This window comes from Caulobacter sp. P1_B12_2, from assembly GCF_056406675.1.
This window is the reverse complement of the sequence record NZ_JBFTZS010000067.1, coordinates 1-16,009: the sequence shown is the minus strand read 5'-3', so window position 1 is coordinate 16,009 and position 16,009 is coordinate 1. Positions and strand designations below refer to the sequence as shown.

Below are 16,009 nucleotides of genomic sequence, written 5' to 3'. Positions count from 1 at the left end.
CGGTGATGGAGTCGCCCAGCACCKTGATCACCGGCGGCTTGGCGAGCGGGCGAGGGCCGGCCGCCACCTGGGTGGCCAGCAGCAGTCCGGCGAGAAACCGGCGACGGTCGAGAAAACGCGGTGCGGTAAAGCTCATGGCTTCCTATGTAGGCATGCTGTCATCCAGACAATGACCAGGAAATCAGGACGTTTCATGGCTGAAGGTTCCGCCGCTCCCGCCCGCGTCCTGAATTTGGACGCCGTGACCCTCACCCTGCCCTCGGCGGCGGGTCCGGTGAACATCCTGCGGGGCGTGGATCTTTCGGTGGCGCCGGGCGAGCGGCTGGCGGTGATCGGGCCGTCGGGTTCGGGCAAGTCGTCGCTGATCGCCGTGGGCGCGGGGCTGGAGCAACCGACCTCCGGCGTCGTGCGCCTGTTCGACCAGGACCTGGCCAGGCTGGACGAGGACGGCCGGGCGAAACTCCGGCGCGGCCGCGCGGCCCTGGTCTTCCAGGCCTTCCACCTGCTGCCCAACATGACCGCCGAGGAGAACGTCTCCACGCCGCTGGAGATCGCCGGCGCGAAGGACGCCCTGACCACCGCCCGCCAGTGGCTGGACCGCGTGGGCCTCGCCCCCCGCCTGACCCACTATCCGCACCAGCTGTCGGGCGGCGAGCAGCAGCGCGTCGCCCTGGCCCGCGCCCTGGCCGCCCGCCCGGCCCTGCTGTTCGCCGACGAGCCGACCGGCAACCTGGATTCCAAGACCGCCGCCATCGTCGCCGACCTGATGTTCGACCTCGTCGCCGAGGTGGGCGCGGCTTTGGTCATGGTCACCCACGATCCGGTCCTGGCCGAACGCGCCGACCGCATCGTGCGGATGGGTGACGGGAAGATCGTCGCCTGATGGCCGCGCTCTCGTTCCGCCTCGCCGCCCGCGAGCTGCGCTCGGGCGTGCGCGGCTTTCGCATCTTCCTGGCGTGCCTGGCCCTTGGCGTGGCCGCCATCGCCGCCGCCGGTTCGACCGCCGAGGCCTTCCGCCACGGCCTGGCCGGCCAGGCGCGCGAGATCCTGGGCGGCGACCTCTATTTCTCGGTCGAGAACCGCGACTTCACGCCCGCCGAGCGCGCCGCGTTCGACAGGCTGGGGACCACGACTTACACCGCCGCCGCCAGGGCCATGGCCGAGGGACAGGGCGGCGACCGCCGGCTGGTCAGCCTGCGCGGCGTCGACGGCCATTATCCCTTGGCCGGGACGGTGAAGATCGACGGCGCCCCCGACTTGAAGACCGCGCTCTCCGACCGCGACGGCGTCCCCGGCGCGGCGGTCGAGCCGGCCCTGCTGGACCGCCTGCACCTCAAACTCGGCGACCAGTTCACGGCCGGGCCGGTGATCCTGCGGGCCAGCGCGGTGCTGGTCAGCGAGCCCGACGGCCTGTCACGCGGCTTCGCCCTGGGACCGCGCGTGCTGGTGCGGCGCGAGGTTCTGGAAGGTTCGGGCCTGCTGGCCCCCGGCGGCCTGTCGGGCCGCGCCGTCCGCGTCGCCCTGCCCGCCGCCCAGGACCCGCGCGCCACGGGCAAGGCGGTCATAGCCCAGTTTCCCGACGCCGGCCTGGAAGTCCGCGACCGCCTGGACGCCGCCCCCGGCGCCCGGCGGCTGATCGACCAGCTGGAATACTTTCTCGGCTTCATCGGCCTGGCCTCGCTGGTGGCCGGCGGCCTGGGCGTGGCCGGGGCGGTCAGCGCCTATCTGGCCACTCGCGAGCCTTCGATCGCCGTGCTCAAGGCCCTGGGCGCGGACGGGGCGCTGATCCGCAACCTCTACCTGATCCAGATCGGCCTGCTGGCCGCCCTGGGCGTGGCCATCGGCCTGGCGATCGGAGCCGTCGCGCCGTTGATCCTGGGTCAGCTGGCCGGCTCGTCCCTGCCGATCCCGGCCCTGTTCGCCGTCTATCCCTGGCCCCTGGCCAAGGCCGGACTGTTCGGCCTGCTGGCGGCGGCGGCGTTCTCGCTGATCCCGCTGGCCAGGGCCCGCCGCACCCCGCCCTCGGCCCTGTTCCGCCGCAGCCTGGGCGGCCGCATTCCCCTGAGCCTGGAAACCCTGGGCGCGGTGCTGGCCGGCGCGGGCCTGGCCGCCCTGGCCGTGGCCACCGCCCCGACGCCCCTGGCCGCCGCCATCATGATCGCCGGGGTCGCCTTCTCGTTCGCCATCCTCTGGGCCCTGGGAAGGGCCGCCGCCTGGGGCGCGGGCAAGGTGCGACGCCTGGCCACCGGTCCCGCCAAACTGGGCCTGGCCAACCTGGCCGGACCGCGCTCGGCGGCCCGCACCGCCAGCCCGGCCATCGGCCTGGGCGTGGCCCTGCTGGCCTGCGTGGTGCTGATCCAGTCGGCCCTGCTGGCCCAGATCACCACCACCGCCCCACGCACGGCGCCGGCCATGGTGTTCACCGAGATCCCCGGCTCACAGGCCACCGCCTTCGACGCGGAAGTGACCAAGGCCATGGGTCCGCTGACAACCGACAATTACCTGCGCCTGCCCTTCGCCACCGGCCGGATCAGCGCCCTGAAGGGCCAGCCGATCGAGAAGGACAAGATCAAACCCGGCCAGCGCTGGGCTTTCGACAACGACATCGGCATGAGCCTGCTGCCCGGCGCGCCGAAAGACGGAAAGACCCTCGCCGGCCAATGGTGGAAGCCCGACTACGCCGGCCCGCCGCTGCTGGCCTTGAACGCCGAGCTGGCCGAGGGCGCGGGGCTGAAGGTGGGCGACACCGTCACCTTGACCGTCCTGGGCCGCGACATCGAGGCCAGGATCGCGGTGCTGCGCAAGATCGAGTTCGGCGGCTTCGGCCCCAACTTCAACGTCGTGCTGAACAGCCGGGCGCTGGAAGGCGCCGACCTGCGCAACGTCGCCATCGCCCGCCTGGACAAGACTCAGGAGGCGGCGCTGACCCGCCGCCTGGGCGACAGCTTTCCGGGGGTCAACGTGATCAGCGTCCGCGAGCAGTTGGACGCCGCCGCCGCCCTGTTCGACCGCCTGGCCCTGGCCGTGCGCGGCGCTGCCGGGGTGGCGGGCCTGGCGGGCCTGCTGGTGCTGGCCGGGGCCATCGCCGCCGGGGCGCGAGCCCGGGCGCGAGAGGCCGCGACGTTGAAGGTGCTGGGCGCCACGCGCGGCCAGATCCTGACGGCCTACGCGATCGAGTACGGCGCGGTCGGGCTGATCGCGGGCGCGGCGGGCGTGGCCCTGGGCTTTGCCGCCGCCTGGCCGGTGGTGGTCAAGGTGTTCGAGGCCAGCTGGAGCGTCGACTGGGGCGGGGTCATGATCCTGCTGGCCGGTGCGGCGGGGCTTTCGACGGCGGGCGGGCTTTTGGCGGCGGCCCTGGCGCTGTCGCAGCGACCGGCGCCGGTGCTTCGGGCGGAATGAGCAGCGGGTCGCCGGGGCGGCCCGAGCCGGCCAGCGGCAGGCTGTTGATCGGCACGCCCGGCAGCATCGGCTCGCYCGTCCACTCCCAGTGCCAGGGCTCGAACACGTAGTTGACGAAGCCAAAGCGCCCGGCGTTGGCGACCATCCAGCGATAGACGTCCGACCGCGCCATGGCCCGGCGGTTGTCGTCGGCGCTGGAGTCCGGCCCGAAGCCCGGCGCGGCGGCGATGAACACGTCCATGGCCAGGCCTGTGCGGTGGGCCGAGCAGATGGTGCGCGACACGCCCTGGCAATTGTTGTCGCGGGCGCAGCGGGCCGCGTCGGCGGCCGGGTCGCGGAAGCCGGAGAAGATGGTCAGCACGCGTGGATCGCGCACCACGCCCGCCGCCTTGGCCTCGGCGACCATCCGGCGATAGGCGTCCATGGCGCCGGGGCGCAGCTGGATGGTCTTGCCGCCGTAGCTCTCCTCGGGCTTGGCGGTGGACAGCAGGGCGACGGCCGGTGCGCCGGGGCAGATGCCCTCGCCGTTGACCTTCACGAACGGCCGAGCCCTGTGCCAGCGCACCAGCATCACCTTGAAAGTCTCCGGATCGAAGGTCCCGGTGGTCTTCAGGCCATGGCCGCCCTGCCAGCGCGCCAGGGCGGCGGCGAAACGGTTCGAGCCGGGAGCGCAGGCGGTCTGGATCTCATGGGCGACCTGGGGGGCGTAGATCTCCCAGCCGGTCTCGGCGCGGCCGAACGGCTGCCAGGTCAGGGTGGTCAGCGAGGCGGCGTTGACCGGGGCGGCGCTGGTCGAGGCCCCGCCGGCATTGCAGTCCTCGGGCGATCCGCTGGGTCCCGGGCCGAAGCTAGGGCTGCCTGGGGGGTCGTTGGACGGCAGATAGGTCGGCGGTTCATAGGCCAACGGCTCGCGCGGCGCCGAGACCGAGGGCGGCGGCACGGACGGCGCGGGGCGGTTTGGCCACAGCACCCAGGCCAGGAACGCCGCGAAGAGCACGGCCAGCACGCCCACAACCCAGATCAGCCGACGCAGGATCTTCAACCGGTGGCTCCTTGGTCCGGACGGACCGCCGTTAAACGTAAGCGTGGGGAACTTCGCCATGGCTGAAGGCTTGAGAGGGGCAAGGCGTTCCCGCCTCGGAGTTGTTACATGCCCTCGACCCTGCGTCCCGTCGTCCTGCTGCTCGGCTGCCTGGTGGCCACCACCGCCTGTTCAGACCCCGCGCCGCCGCAGGAAAAGCCGGCCGCGTCGAAGCCCGCAACGCCCGCGCCGCAGCCCGCTCCGCCCCTGGTCGCCGCGCCGCCCGCCGCCGCCCCGGCCGCGCCTTCGCCGATGGCCCAGGCCGTGAACGCCGCCGTCTTCGATCCCGCCGCCACGACGCCCGAGGCCAAGAAGGCCTATCTGACCCGCGCCCAGGTGCTGCTGGACCGCGCCCACTTCTCGCCCGGCGTTATCGACGGCCAGGAGGGCAGCAACCTGACCCTGGCGATCAGCGCCTTCCAGGAGGCCCGCCGTCTGACCGTCGACGGCAAGCTGAGCCCCGCCGTCTGGGACGCCCTGGCCGCCGACGCCAATCCGGCCCTGACCGACTATGTCATCACCGCCGAGGACGCCGCCGGCCCGTTCACGCCCGACATCCCCAAGGACGACTACGAGGCCATGGCCAAGCTTCCGGCGCTCGGCTACGGCACGCCGCTGGAGGCCCTGGCCGAGAAGTTCCATATGGACGAGCCGCTGCTGCAGGCCCTGAACCCCGGCGTCGACTTCAGCAAGGCCGGGACCACGATCATCGTCGCGGCCCTGGGTCCCGACGGCCTGGACGGCAAGGTCACGCGCATCGAGATCGACAACGCCAAGGGCGTGCTCAAGGCCTATGCCGATGGCGACAAGCTGCTGGCGATCTATCCCGCCACGGTCGGCAGCACCGAGCGCCCGGCCCCGGTCGGCGAATGGGCGGTCAACACCGTGGCCCCTCGCCCCACCTACACCTATGACCCGACACGGCTGACGTTCGGCAAGCCGACGGGCAAGCTGACCATCAAGGCCGGGCCGAACAATCCGGTGGGCTCGACCTGGATCGACCTGACCAAGGACACCTACGGCATCCACGGCACGCCCGATCCCCGGCTGGTCAACAAACGAGCCTCGCATGGCTGCGTGCGGTTGACGAACTGGGACGCGGCGGAGCTGGGGGCTGCCGTTCAGAAGGGGGCGAAGGTGGTGTTCCAGGGCAAGCCGGTGCGGTGAGCGCTTGGGTGAGCTACAGCGCCAGCCGCAGCCCCACCCGCACCACGCGCGGCGCAGCATAGCCCGCCACGCCATCCGCCGTCCGCGACGTCTGGATGTTCGCATCCAACAGGTTGTCGCCCGCCACATAGGCCGTCACCAGCGGCCGCACGCGCCAGTCCAGGCGGGCGTCCAGCCGATAGGCCGGCTCCAGCACGCGGCTGTTCAGATCGTCCTCGAACCGCTTGCCCTCCCAGCTCAGGTCGGCGGCCAGGGTGAGCTTCTCCGTCAGCTCGGCCGATAGCCCCGCCGTGGCGCTCCAGATCGGGGCCTGGGCCGGGCGTTTGCCGGTCAACTGCGGCGCGGTAGAGCCGCCGTCCAGCCGCGCGTCGGTGACCGACAGGGCCGAGCTCAGGGTCACCACCCCGACCTTGCGTTCGGCTCTTCCCTCCAGCCCGAAGGCGTCGATCGTCCCGGCGTTCTGGCGCTGGCGCAGCACGCCGCCGGCCGGGATGAAGCCGCCGATCGGGAAGGTCCCTGGGCCGGCGCCCAGGGTGACGTTGACGATCGGATCATCGATCCGGTTCCAGAACGCCGTGGCCTCGATCAGACCCTTGGCGCCCTTGCGCGTGACGCCGGCCTCCAGCCCCTGCAGCCGCTCCGGCTTCAGCCCCGCATTGGCCTCGGTGACATCGTTGCCCACCCGGAACGGGCGGTAGAGCTCATTGAGGCCGGCCGGGCGGAAGCCGGTATAGCCGGCGACGCGCGCCGTGGTCCCCTGCCCGAGCTCGCGGGTCACCCCCAGGCGGCCGCTGACCACCTCGCCGTCGCGATCGGCCGGACGCTGGTCCAGCAGCACCGCGCCGGTCAGGGCGTTGCGCTCGATCCGGAAACCGTTGGTGTTCTCCCAGTGGTCCAGACGCAGCCCGCCGGCCACCAGCCACGGACCGGTCGTCCACGAGCCGTCGGCGTAGGCCCCGACCACAGAGGTCTTGCCGCCGGCCACGCGGTTGCGGGTGTAGGTCCCCCCCGAATAGCTGTAGCGCTCGCGCTCCTCGCCGTCGTTCAGGCGGGCGTCGGCGCCCAGCTCCCATTCCACGCCGCCGATCTTCTGGCGCAAGGCGCCGTTCAAACCCCAGCCGGTGGCCGGGGTCTTGTCCTGGCTGTTGGCCGGGGTGGTGGCCGAGCGGTCGGCGGCCACGGCCACCGAGCTGTTGAACAGGTCGCTGGTCCGCCGCCAGGCCTGCAGCCGCCAGCCTAGAGCCTCGCCGCGCGGCGTGCGCACCAGGGTGGCGCTGAGCACGTTGCCCGAGGCGTTGGCCCGCGCGCCGGCTAGGCCGGCCCCGCGATCCTCCTCGAAGAACCCGCCGCGCAGCGACAGCAGGCCCAGACCCGTGGCCATGTCGACGCGGCCGGAGATGCTCTTGGCCTCCAGGTCGGCCTTGGTGTCGGCCGCGCCCTGGGCGTCGCCGCGCACCGGCACGTAGCCGTCGGACTTGTCGTAGGACGCCGCCCCGAAGAACTCGAACCGGCCTAGCGTCGAGACCGCCGCCGCCGAGGCGCGCTGCGAGCCCAGGTCTCCGACCGAGACGTCGCCGGCGATCCCGGCGTCGCGCTCCTTCAGGCCGATGACGCCGGTCAGGGCGCCGGCGCCGTAGGGGCCTGCCCCCGCCCCGCGCACGATGTCGACGCCGGCCAGGGACTCCGGCGCCAGCTGCGACCAGATCACCCAGCCGCCGAACGGATCGTTCAGCGGCACGCCGTCCAGGGTGACCAGGGTCCGCCCCGCGCCCGACGGCGCGATGGCCCGCAGGCTGATCCCCTGGGTGGTGGGATTAGCCGACAGGCTGGAGGTGCGGCGAAACAGCGAGACGCCGGGCGTCTGGCTGACCGCCTCGTCGACCCGCTGGGACTTGGCCAGATCGCGCTCGCTTAGGTGAACCACCGAGAAGGCCGCTTCAGCCGCCGATGGCGGCAGACGAGCGGCGGTGACGATCACCTGTTCGACGGAAGGCGGCGAGTCGAAGAGCATGGAAATCCTCGCGTGGGGARCGCTGCCAACGACCTAGACCGCTTCGCGCGGCGGAAGAACGGCGCTCATACGCTCCCGTTCGCTTTTCCTTCGCTTGCATAACGAGACTTACGTTTTTAGGGTTAGTCTCAGGGTGCGAGACGACACCTCGGAAGCCAGGAAGACCGCCATGAAGATCGCCCCGCAGATCACGCGCTTGCCTCCGGTCCGCACCTCGATCGAGCCGACCAACCACCCCTATATGACCGGGGCCTGGACGCCGCTGCACGAGGAGGTCGACGCGGTCGACCTGGAGGTGCTGGAAGGCGCGATCCCGACCGACCTGGACGGCGTCTATCTGCGCAACACCGAAAACCCCGTCCACCAGCCGCTGGGCCGCTACCACCCGTTCGATGGCGACGGCATGGTCCACCAGATCGAGTTCAAGGGTGGCCAGGCCACCTATCGCAACCGCTTCATCCGTACGCGCGGTTTCGAGGCCGAGCAGGAGGCAGGGATGAGCCTATGGGGCGGCCTCGCCGACGGGCCGGGCACGTCCAAGCGCCCCGGCTTCGGCGCCCATGGCGGCCTGAAGGACACCGCCAGCACCGACATCGTCGTCCATGCCGGCGAGGCGATCGCCACCTTCTACCAATGCGGCGAGGCCTATCGCCTGGATCCCCTGACCCTGGAAAACCTCGGCGTCGCCGCCTGGGCCCCGCTGGACGGCGTGTCGGCCCACGCCAAGGTCGATGAGGCGACCGGCGAGCTGTTGTTCTTCAACTACTCCAAGCATGCGCCCTACATGCACTACGGCGTGGTCGATGCGACGGGCAAGCGCACCGTCTATCAGCCGATCGACCTGCCCGGCCCGCGCCTGCCGCACGACATGGCGTTCACGGCGAACTATTCGATCCTCAACGACCTGCCGGTGTTCTGGGACGCGGGGCTGCTGGAGCGCGACATCCACGCCGTGCGCCTGCACAAGGGCGTGCCGTCGCGGTTCGGCATCGTTCCGCGTCATGGCGGCGAGGTCCGCTGGTTCGAGGCCGCCACGACCTATGTTCTGCACTGGCTGAACGCCTACGAGGACGGCGACGAGATCGTGCTGGACGGCTATTTCCAGGAGAACCCGACGCCGCGCCCGCTGGAGGACGCGCCCGAGGGCCACGGGYACCTGATGGCCTATCTGGACGAGCACAGCTTCCGGCCCAAGCTGCATCGCTGGCGCTTCAACCTGGCGACCGGCGAGACCACCGAGCATCACCTGGACGAGCGTATCCTGGAGTTCGGGATGTTCAACCAGGCCTATGCGGGACGGCCCTATCGCTACGCCTATTCCACCACCGCCAAGCCGGGCTGGTTCCTGTTCAACGGCTTCGTCAAGCACGACCTGGAGACCGGCGTCAGCTGGAGCCTGCCCCTGGAGCGCGGCCGCTACGCCAGCGAAGCCCCCTTCGCGCCGCGCGTCGGGGCGACGAGCGAGGACGACGGCTATCTGGTCAGCTTCATCATCGACGAAAACCGGGGCACGTCGGAGTGCCTGGTGGTCGATGCCCGGACCATGCAGCCGACCTGCCGCATCGCCCTGCCGCACAAGATCAGCAGCGGGACGCATGCAGTCTGGGCGGGGCGGCATCTGTTGAACCCTCTCCCATAGGGAGAGGGAGGGCCCGTCGCGAAGCGATGGGAGGGTGAGGGGTTACGCTGCCAACGCCGTGCCGGCACGCCGGCCAACGCCTTAACCCCTCATCCGTCGGCTACGCCGACACCTTCTCCCTTTGGGAGAAGGATCCGGACTAGCAGCTCCCCGGATTGTCCCGCCGCAGCACGCAGATCATCTTGTTGGCGCGCGGCGCGCCGTAGACGGCGACCAGTCGGCTCTCGAAGAAGGCCCACTTGTCGCGGGTGTCCTGGGCGGCGACGTTCATGGCGCGGGCATAGGCCCCGCCCGCGCCACGCGCGGCGCTGGCGGTGTCCTTGTTCAGCGTCGCGTGCTTGATCCGCCCGCCGCAGTACAGCGACTCCGGAAAGCCGTCGTAGCAGCCGCTGATCAGGCCCGTCGGGAAGGTCACCGGCGTCGGCGACAGCCAGGCCGCCGGCGTGGTGTGGTTCAGACCCTGGGGATTGGCGATCGACGGGGTGGCGCGCGGCGCGTCGATCCAGTTTGAGTGCGAATAGAAGTCCTGGGCGGCGTGGAAGGCCATGCCCATGTCCTCGAACACGTTGCACTTGGCCCGTCCCTTGACGCCGTTGAAGGTGCAGCCGCCGAAGATGCTGGTGCTGTCCAGTTGCAGGTTCGGCTTCACCAGGCCGCCGGCGTCGGTCACCGCGGCGTTGATGTTGTTGATGATGTAGGTGCGGCACGAGGTCAGGACGGTGGCCGCCGTGAGCGAGCTCTGCGGATAGGCGCCGGGCGAGAAGAAGTCGCCGCCGTCGCAATGGGCGGCCTTGCTGCTCATCAGGCCCCGCGTGGGATTGTCGGGCGCGCCGACCGCGCCCCAGGTGCCGTTCTTGCCCGCGATCTCGCTCAGGGAGTCCGGCCCGAACCCGAACGCGGCCAGGCCGGTGCGCGTGATGCGCTCGTGCTCGGCGTTCTGGCCCAGGCTGCGGATCGTGCCGAAGGCCTGGGCCTGCGGGGTCAGCGCCTGAGGGGTGAGCAGGATCGAGGCGGCCACGACCGCCAAAGCCATCGAACGCTTACGCATGACGCGACCTCCCTGATTATTCAATCAAAGGTTACACCGGTGCGCGCGAAAGTACAGGTCGGCTCAGCCCTTGGGAAACCAGGGCACGAAGCCCGAGGTGCGGGCCACATAGGCCTCGTAGTCCGGGCGCTTGCGCCGCATCCGCCCCTCGACGGTCGGCACGCCGCTCCAGCGGGTCAGCAGGAAGGTGATCAGGATCGGCCCCGGCAGAGCCCAGGCGCCCAGACCCGTCTCGGCGGCGATCAGATAGAGGCCCCACCACACGCAGGCGTCGCCGAAATAGTTGGGGTGGCGGGTATAGCGCCACAGGCCCGTGTCCAGTACCTTGCCGGCGTTAGCGGGATCGGCCTTGAAGCGCAGCAGCTGCCAGTCGCCCAGGCTCTCGAAGCCGATGCCGATCAGGGCCAGAACCGCGCCGGCGATCGCCAGTCYGCCCAGCGGCGCGGTGATCGGCTGGCCCAGCTGCACCGGCAGGGCCACGACGAAGGCCAGCAGATATTGCAGGGCGAAGACCAGCAGGGCCGAGGCCTTGGCGAAGCTCCAGCCGCGTTGGGTCTGGGCATGGTGCATCATGGTCACGTAGCGCCGGTCCGGCCCCTGCTTGCGCCAGCGCCACAGCAGGTAGCCGCCCAGGCGTGCGGCCCAGACCGTGCAGAGCCCGGTCAGCAGCACGCCGTGCGGCGTGGCGCCGGCCTGGATCAGCGTCGTCCAGGCGATCAAGGCCATGCCCACGCCCCACCAGGCGTCGACGAAACTGACGTCCTTCAAGCGCAGGCCGATCAGCCAGAGGGCCACGAAGGCGGCGGCGGAGACGGCGGCGTTGATCAGGAGCAAGGTGAGCAGGGGCAAATTGGTCGAACCTTCGAAACTTTAGGTCCTCCCCCTGTGGGGGAGGTGTCGGCGCAGCCGACGGGGGAAGTTGGCCGAGGTGGGACTACGCCCCCCACCGGCCCCTTCGGGCCGCCTCCCCCACAGGGGGAGGAGTTGGTGAGCGCGGCGTCGTCACACCCCCACCACGAAGCTCACCGTCGTGGTCGTCGAGCCGCCGATGTTCAGGGTCTGCACCGTCTTGGCGCCCTCGACCTGGCAGTCGCCGGCCGTTCCGGTCACCTGCCTGAAGGCGTCCAGCGCCATGCGCACGCCGGTCGCGCCAACCGGGTGTCCGGCGCCGATCAGGCCGCCGGAGGGGTTGATGGGCAGGCGGCCGCCGATGGCGATGGAGCCGTCCTCGATCGCCTTCCAGCTCTCGCCCGGCGCGGTCAGGCCCAGGTGGTCGATCGCCATGTATTCGGTGGCGGTGAAGCAATCGTGGACCTCGACGGCATGGACCTGCGACAGGTCGGTGATCCCCGCCCTCGCCCGGGCGTCCTCGACGGCGCGGCGCACCTGGGGGAAGACGTAGGGCTGGTCGCGGCTGGCCTCGACCTTGCGGGCGTAGCTGATCGGGGCCGAACGGTGGCCCCAGCCCTTGATGCGCGGCAGGCTCTCCAGCGGCACGCCGCGCAGGAAGGCATAGGCCCGCGCCCGGCGCTCGGAGGCCAGGAAGACCACCGCCGTGCCGTCGGTCACCTGGCCGCAGTCCTGCTTGCGGGTGCGGCCCTCGACCACCGGATTGGCGACGTCGTCGGCCGTGAAGGCCTCGGGGCCGAACCGCCAGTCGCGGGTCTGGGCGTTGGGATTGCGACGGCCGTTGGCGAAGTTGTTCTCCGCGATGGCCATCAGGTGCTCGTACTTCAGGCCATGGCGGCGTTCGTACTCGTCGGCCAGGTCGGAAAAGGCGCGCGGCCACAGGAAGCGGGCGTCCTGGAATTCCTCGCCCACCCAGGCGGCCGATCCCAGATGCTCGGCGGCGGTCTGGCCGGGTACGTTGCGCATCTGCTCGATCCCGACCACGCAGGCCAGGTCGTAGCGGCCAGCCTCGATCTCGGCCGTCGCCGCCAGGATCGCCACGCTGCCCGAGGCGCAGGCCGCCTCGTGCCGCGCGGTCGGCAGGCCGTCCAGGGCCGGATGCACCTGGCCGAAGAAGCCGCCCAGCAGCCCCTGCCCCGCGAACAGCTCGCCGGCGAAATTGCCGACATGGCCGGTCTCGATGTCCTCGGGATCCAGATCGACCGCGGCCAGGCCCTCGCCCACCGCCTGGGCGAAGGCGTCGGTCAGGCTCATGCCCTGCCGCGCCCAGTTGACCGAGAAATCGCTCTGCCAGCCACCAAGGATATAGACCATGGCCGTCCCTCCCGCTCGTCGCGCCGATGTTCCTCGGCTTAGTCAGTCCGACTATACAAGTGACCTCTCGCGAGGCAATGCTCCGCGTTGACAGTTCGCCGCGAAACACCCGAACCAGGGATCATGACGCAGGTCGCCTCCCCCACCGTGCAGATGGTCCGCGCCAGTTCGGCGGCGCGGGCCCTGAACCTGATCGGCGACCGCTGGACCCTGCTGACTCTCTATGCCGCCTTCATGGGCGAGACCCGGTTCGACGGCCTGGTGCGCCTGACCGGCATGGCCCGCTCGCTGCTGGTCGACCGGCTGGCGCGGCTGGAGACCGCGGGCGTGCTGGAAAAGCGCCCCTATCAGGACCGGCCCGTCCGCCACGGCTATCACCTGACGGCCATGGGCAAGGACCTCTATGACGCGGCCCTGATGATCCTGCGCTGGGAGACCCGCTGGCACTATGACGAGACCAGCCCCTCGCACCGGATCGAACACGAGACCTGCAGCAAGCCGCTGGTCGCCGAGCTGGTCTGCAAGGCCTGCGACCAGCCGGTCGAGGCGCGAGACGTCGAGCTGGTCCCGGGTCCGGGGGCTGGACTGGAGCCCGCGCCGCGCGCTCGGCTGCAGCGCCGCTCGACCGCCGAGGCCGCCCAGCCGCTGGCGCCGATGCTGGAGCGCTCGATCGCCGTGCTGGGCGATCGCTGGACCGCCCACCTGCTGGCCGCCGCCTTCTACGGCCGGCGGCGGTTCAACGACCTGCAGGCCGAGCTGGGGGTGGCGAGCAACATCCTGGCCGACCGGCTGGCGCGGCTGACGGCCCTGGGCATGCTGGAGAAGCGGCTATACCAGGCGCGGCCCGAGCGCTGGGAGTACCGGCTGACGGAAGAGGCGCGCGACCTGTTCCCGCTGATCGCGGCGCTGATGGCCTGGGGGGATCGCTGGCTCTCTGGCGAGGCGGGGCCGCCCGAGGTGCTGATCCACAAGCCGTGCGGATCGGTGCTGGAGACCGCCGTCCGTTGTGGCGCCTGTCATGGTGGGAGGGTGAGGGGTTACACCCTCACCGATTTCACGCGAGGCCCTGCCGGCACGCCGTCTGACGGTTTACCCCCTCACCCTCCCATTGCTCCGCAATAGGCCCCTCCCTCTCCCCATGGGAGAGGGTTAGCAGCGTCAGAGCCAGAGCCCGGTCGCCGTCACGCCATCGCCCCAGAACCCCGGCTTCGGCGCGGTCATCCGCCCGTCCGCCACGCGGCAGCCGCCGGGGTGATCGTCCGCCAGCCACCACGGTCCGTCCAGATCGGCGAAGGCGCACGAGCCCGCCAGATGCAAGGCCGGGGCGATGGCCAGGGACGAGGCGACCATGCAGCCGACCATCAGCACGAAGCCGTGGTTGCGGGCCTCTTCCAGCATCAGCAGGGCCTCGGTCAGGCCGCCCGACTTGTCGAGCTTGAGGTTCACGGCGCGGTAGCGGCCGCGCAACGCCGCAAGGTCCTCGGCCGTGTGCACCGACTCGTCGGCGCAGATCGGGTACGGCGGGTCGTAGCCCTCCAGCGCCTGGTCTTGTCCGGCCGGCAAGGGCTGCTCGACAAGGGCGATGTTGAGGTCCGACAGCACGGGCTTGAGGCCGTCGAGCATGGCGAAGTCCCAGCCCTCGTTGGGATCGACGATCAGCCGTGCGTCCGGCGCGGCTTTCGCCACGGCCAGAAGTCGGGCGGCGGGATCTTCGGCCGACAGCTTGACCTTGATCAACGGGGCGGAGGCCACCGCCCGAGCGGCCGCGCCCATGGCCTCGACGCTGTCCAGGCTGACGGTGACGGCGGTGATCAGGCTGCCCGGCACGCGCAAGGCGGTAAGCGCCTCGACGCTGAGCCCTTCGCGTTTGGCCCGCAGATCCCACAGGGCGCAGTCCAGGGCGTTGCGGGCCGCGCCGGCCGTCAGCAGCGCCAGGGCGTCATGCGGCCGCGCTCCCTCACGCAGGGCCTGGGCGGCGGGCTGGAGTTGGGCGATCACGCTCTCGACCGTCTCGTCGTAGCGGGCGTAAGGCACGCTCTCGCCCCGCCCGATCAGCTCGCCCTCGACGATCTCGACCACCACGACCTCGGCGGCGGTCTTGACCCCGCGCGAGATGCGGAACGGGGCCTTCAGGCGGTGGCTGACATGGGCGATCGAGACGGTGCGCTGCATCCGTCTGGCATCTCACCGTTTCCGGGATTTGGCGAGAGGGCTCTAGTCGCGGCGGCGGATCGGCGAGTCGGCGCGGCGCTCGCGGAGCACCTGCATGGCCAGCCGGGGATCCCACACGAACAGCGCGCTCCACACCAGCAGCACGCCCGCATAGTTCAGCGCGCCGACCACGCCGCCGGGACGGCCGGGACGGGTGAAACGGACCGAGCGGGGCTGGGGCTGGAACAGGCTGGGCATGGCGATGTCGGTCATGGCGTCCTCCTTGGATGTCCAGACCTTCGCCGACCGATACGTCAGCCTCGGACGTATGATATGGCCGCTTCGCCCCCATATGTCGCCGACGGGCGTTTAGACCCCGAGAGCAGGAGCGCCACACGCATGAGCAAGCCGGTCACCATCACCATTCCCCACGCCCTCGGGACCGCCGAGGCGCACCGCCGCATCGAGGAAGGGTTCGGCCAGCTGCTCAGCCAGACCGGCGGCATGGTCAAGGACGTCCAGAAGACGTGGGCCGGCGACGCCCTGACCTTCTCGGCCCAGGCCATGGGCCAGACGATTTCCGGCGTACTGACGGTGTTCGAGGACTCGGTGCGGATGGACATCGTCCTGCCCGGCCTGCTGGGCGTGATCGCCGGCAAGATCACGGGTCAGGTCAAGAAGCAGGGAACGCTGCTGCTGGAGAAGAAGTAGGCAATTCCTATATCCGCCATCCCGGCGAATGCCGGGATGGCGGATATTGAAGCGTTACGTCTTCACCCGCCGCGCCGGCGCGTTCTTGGCGGGCGGGCGCTTGGCCGGGGCGCGCTTGGCCTTCGGCGACGCCTTGGCGCTCTTGCGGGCCTCGCGTTCGGCCGAGATCTTTTCCAGCCGATCCTGGGCGATCTGGGCGTGCTCGGTGCAGCGGGCGTGCATCGCCGCCAGCTCCTTCTCCGTCAGCTTCTCGATGCCCATGAAGTCGTTCTCGGCGGCCGAGGTCAGGATCAGCTCGTCCAGCTTGGTCTGAACCGCCTCGCCGTCGCGGTTCTGGGTGTTCTGGATCAGGAACACCATCAGGAAGGTGATGATTGTGGTGCCGGTGTTGATCACCAGTTGCCAGGTCTCGGAAAACTTGAAGATCGGCCCGCTGGCCGCCCAGAGCAGCACCATCAGAACGCAGACGATGAAGGCCGGCGGACTGCCGGTGATCTTCGCCGTGGCGTTGGCGAATTTGGCGAACAGCTTGTCCATGACGCTCCCAGCTCTGGACCCGACGGTCCGGGAGCATAACGC

Annotated in this window: 14 protein-coding genes; 6 read left to right on the top strand and 8 right to left on the bottom strand. The window is 70.6% G+C overall.

What is annotated here, in order from left to right; genetic code table 11:
• The first annotated feature begins 193 nt into the window (after positions 1–193).
• A complete protein-coding gene (locus AC1DZ6_RS06425; RefSeq protein ID WP_477096365.1) occupies positions 194–883 on the top strand; it encodes an ABC transporter ATP-binding protein in 690 nt (229 codons plus the stop codon).
• Positions 883–3,399, top strand: coding sequence for an ABC transporter permease (locus AC1DZ6_RS06420; RefSeq protein ID WP_477096364.1), 2,517 nt, complete (start codon positions 883–885; stop codon positions 3,397–3,399). The genes AC1DZ6_RS06425 and AC1DZ6_RS06420 overlap by 1 nt, the downstream gene beginning before the upstream one ends.
• On the opposite strand, the gene AC1DZ6_RS06415 is transcribed toward AC1DZ6_RS06420, so the two are convergent.
• Positions 3,293–4,441 (bottom strand): D-alanyl-D-alanine carboxypeptidase family protein, encoded by a 1,149-nt coding sequence (locus tag AC1DZ6_RS06415; RefSeq protein ID WP_477096363.1) that lies wholly within the window; start codon positions 4,439–4,441, stop codon positions 3,293–3,295. The genes AC1DZ6_RS06420 and AC1DZ6_RS06415 overlap by 107 nt on opposite strands.
• Before the next feature lie 108 nt (positions 4,442–4,549).
• On the opposite strand from AC1DZ6_RS06415, the gene AC1DZ6_RS06410 reads away from it, so the two are divergent.
• Positions 4,550–5,647 carry a L,D-transpeptidase family protein gene (locus tag AC1DZ6_RS06410; RefSeq protein WP_477096362.1) on the top strand — a complete coding sequence of 366 codons (1,098 nt, stop codon included), beginning with the start codon at positions 4,550–4,552 and terminating at the stop codon, positions 5,645–5,647.
• Between the two features lie 13 nt (positions 5,648–5,660).
• On the opposite strand, the gene AC1DZ6_RS06405 is transcribed toward AC1DZ6_RS06410, so the two are convergent.
• Positions 5,661–7,658 (bottom strand): TonB-dependent receptor, encoded by a 1,998-nt coding sequence (locus AC1DZ6_RS06405; protein ID WP_477096361.1) that lies wholly within the window; start codon positions 7,656–7,658, stop codon positions 5,661–5,663.
• Between the two features lie 169 nt (positions 7,659–7,827).
• On the opposite strand from AC1DZ6_RS06405, the gene AC1DZ6_RS06400 reads away from it, so the two are divergent.
• Positions 7,828–9,297, top strand: coding sequence for a carotenoid oxygenase family protein (locus tag AC1DZ6_RS06400; protein WP_477096360.1), 1,470 nt, complete (start codon positions 7,828–7,830; stop codon positions 9,295–9,297).
• Positions 9,298–9,436: 139 nt separating this feature from the next.
• On the opposite strand, the gene AC1DZ6_RS06395 is transcribed toward AC1DZ6_RS06400, so the two are convergent.
• The 3 genes from AC1DZ6_RS06395 to AC1DZ6_RS06385 all read right to left on the bottom strand — a co-directional run bounded on the left by AC1DZ6_RS06395 (position 9,437) and on the right by AC1DZ6_RS06385 (position 12,568).
• On the bottom strand, positions 9,437–10,345 hold the full coding sequence (locus AC1DZ6_RS06395) for a hypothetical protein (RefSeq protein WP_477096359.1): 909 nt from the start codon (positions 10,343–10,345) through the stop codon (positions 9,437–9,439).
• A 63-nt stretch (positions 10,346–10,408) separates the two neighbouring features.
• Entirely contained in the window at positions 10,409–11,194 is a 786-nt protein-coding gene (locus tag AC1DZ6_RS06390) for a DUF1295 domain-containing protein (RefSeq protein ID WP_477096358.1), read from the bottom strand.
• Positions 11,195–11,347: 153 nt separating this feature from the next.
• Positions 11,348–12,568: an acetyl-CoA acetyltransferase gene (locus AC1DZ6_RS06385; protein WP_477096357.1), complete on the bottom strand. Its 1,221-nt coding sequence runs from the start codon at positions 12,566–12,568 to the stop codon at positions 11,348–11,350.
• Positions 12,569–12,691: 123 nt separating this feature from the next.
• Between AC1DZ6_RS06385 and AC1DZ6_RS06380 the strand changes: the two genes are divergently transcribed.
• Positions 12,692–13,690 (top strand): winged helix-turn-helix transcriptional regulator, encoded by a 999-nt coding sequence (locus tag AC1DZ6_RS06380; protein ID WP_477096356.1) that lies wholly within the window; start codon positions 12,692–12,694, stop codon positions 13,688–13,690.
• 36 nt (positions 13,691–13,726) lie between these two features.
• Here AC1DZ6_RS06380 and dgcA read toward each other — a convergent pair whose 3' ends face one another.
• Positions 13,727–14,740: an N-acetyl-D-Glu racemase DgcA gene (gene dgcA / locus AC1DZ6_RS06375; protein WP_477096355.1), complete on the bottom strand. Its 1,014-nt coding sequence runs from the start codon at positions 14,738–14,740 to the stop codon at positions 13,727–13,729.
• A gap of 42 nt (positions 14,741–14,782) precedes the next feature.
• Positions 14,783–14,992 (bottom strand): DNA damage-induced SOS-independent cell division inhibitor A, encoded by a 210-nt coding sequence (didA, locus tag AC1DZ6_RS06370; RefSeq protein WP_477096354.1) that lies wholly within the window; start codon positions 14,990–14,992, stop codon positions 14,783–14,785.
• Positions 14,993–15,118: 126 nt separating this feature from the next.
• On the opposite strand from didA, the gene AC1DZ6_RS06365 reads away from it, so the two are divergent.
• The gene (locus tag AC1DZ6_RS06365) at positions 15,119–15,430 is read left to right on the top strand and encodes a polyhydroxyalkanoic acid system family protein (RefSeq protein WP_477096353.1); all 312 of its coding nucleotides are present in this window, start codon (positions 15,119–15,121) and stop codon (positions 15,428–15,430) included.
• Between the two features lie 54 nt (positions 15,431–15,484).
• Here AC1DZ6_RS06365 and AC1DZ6_RS06360 read toward each other — a convergent pair whose 3' ends face one another.
• Positions 15,485–15,967 carry a low affinity iron permease family protein gene (locus AC1DZ6_RS06360; RefSeq protein WP_477096352.1) on the bottom strand — a complete coding sequence of 161 codons (483 nt, stop codon included), beginning with the start codon at positions 15,965–15,967 and terminating at the stop codon, positions 15,485–15,487.
• Positions 15,968–16,009 lie beyond the last annotated feature (42 nt).

Bases quoted from the DNA above. Each gene is read 5' to 3' on its own strand.
- AC1DZ6_RS06425 (WP_477096365.1), top strand. From the start codon at position 194: ATGGCTGAAGGTTCCGCCGCTCCCGCCCGCGTCCTGAATTTGGACGCC.
- AC1DZ6_RS06420 (WP_477096364.1), top strand. From the start codon at position 883: ATGGCCGCGCTCTCGTTCCGCCTCGCCGCCCGCGAGCTGCGCTCGGGC.
- AC1DZ6_RS06410 (WP_477096362.1), top strand. From the start codon at position 4,550: ATGCCCTCGACCCTGCGTCCCGTCGTCCTGCTGCTCGGCTGCCTGGTG.
- AC1DZ6_RS06405 (WP_477096361.1), bottom strand. From the start codon at position 7,658: ATGCTCTTCGACTCGCCGCCTTCCGTCGAACAGGTGATCGTCACCGCC.
- AC1DZ6_RS06395 (WP_477096359.1), bottom strand. From the start codon at position 10,345: ATGCGTAAGCGTTCGATGGCTTTGGCGGTCGTGGCCGCCTCGATCCTG.
- AC1DZ6_RS06385 (WP_477096357.1), bottom strand. From the start codon at position 12,568: ATGGTCTATATCCTTGGTGGCTGGCAGAGCGATTTCTCGGTCAACTGG.
- AC1DZ6_RS06380 (WP_477096356.1), top strand. From the start codon at position 12,692: ATGACGCAGGTCGCCTCCCCCACCGTGCAGATGGTCCGCGCCAGTTCG.
- dgcA (WP_477096355.1), bottom strand. From the start codon at position 14,740: ATGCAGCGCACCGTCTCGATCGCCCATGTCAGCCACCGCCTGAAGGCC.
- didA (WP_477096354.1), bottom strand. From the start codon at position 14,992: ATGACCGACATCGCCATGCCCAGCCTGTTCCAGCCCCAGCCCCGCTCG.
- AC1DZ6_RS06365 (WP_477096353.1), top strand. From the start codon at position 15,119: ATGAGCAAGCCGGTCACCATCACCATTCCCCACGCCCTCGGGACCGCC.
- AC1DZ6_RS06360 (WP_477096352.1), bottom strand. From the start codon at position 15,967: ATGGACAAGCTGTTCGCCAAATTCGCCAACGCCACGGCGAAGATCACC.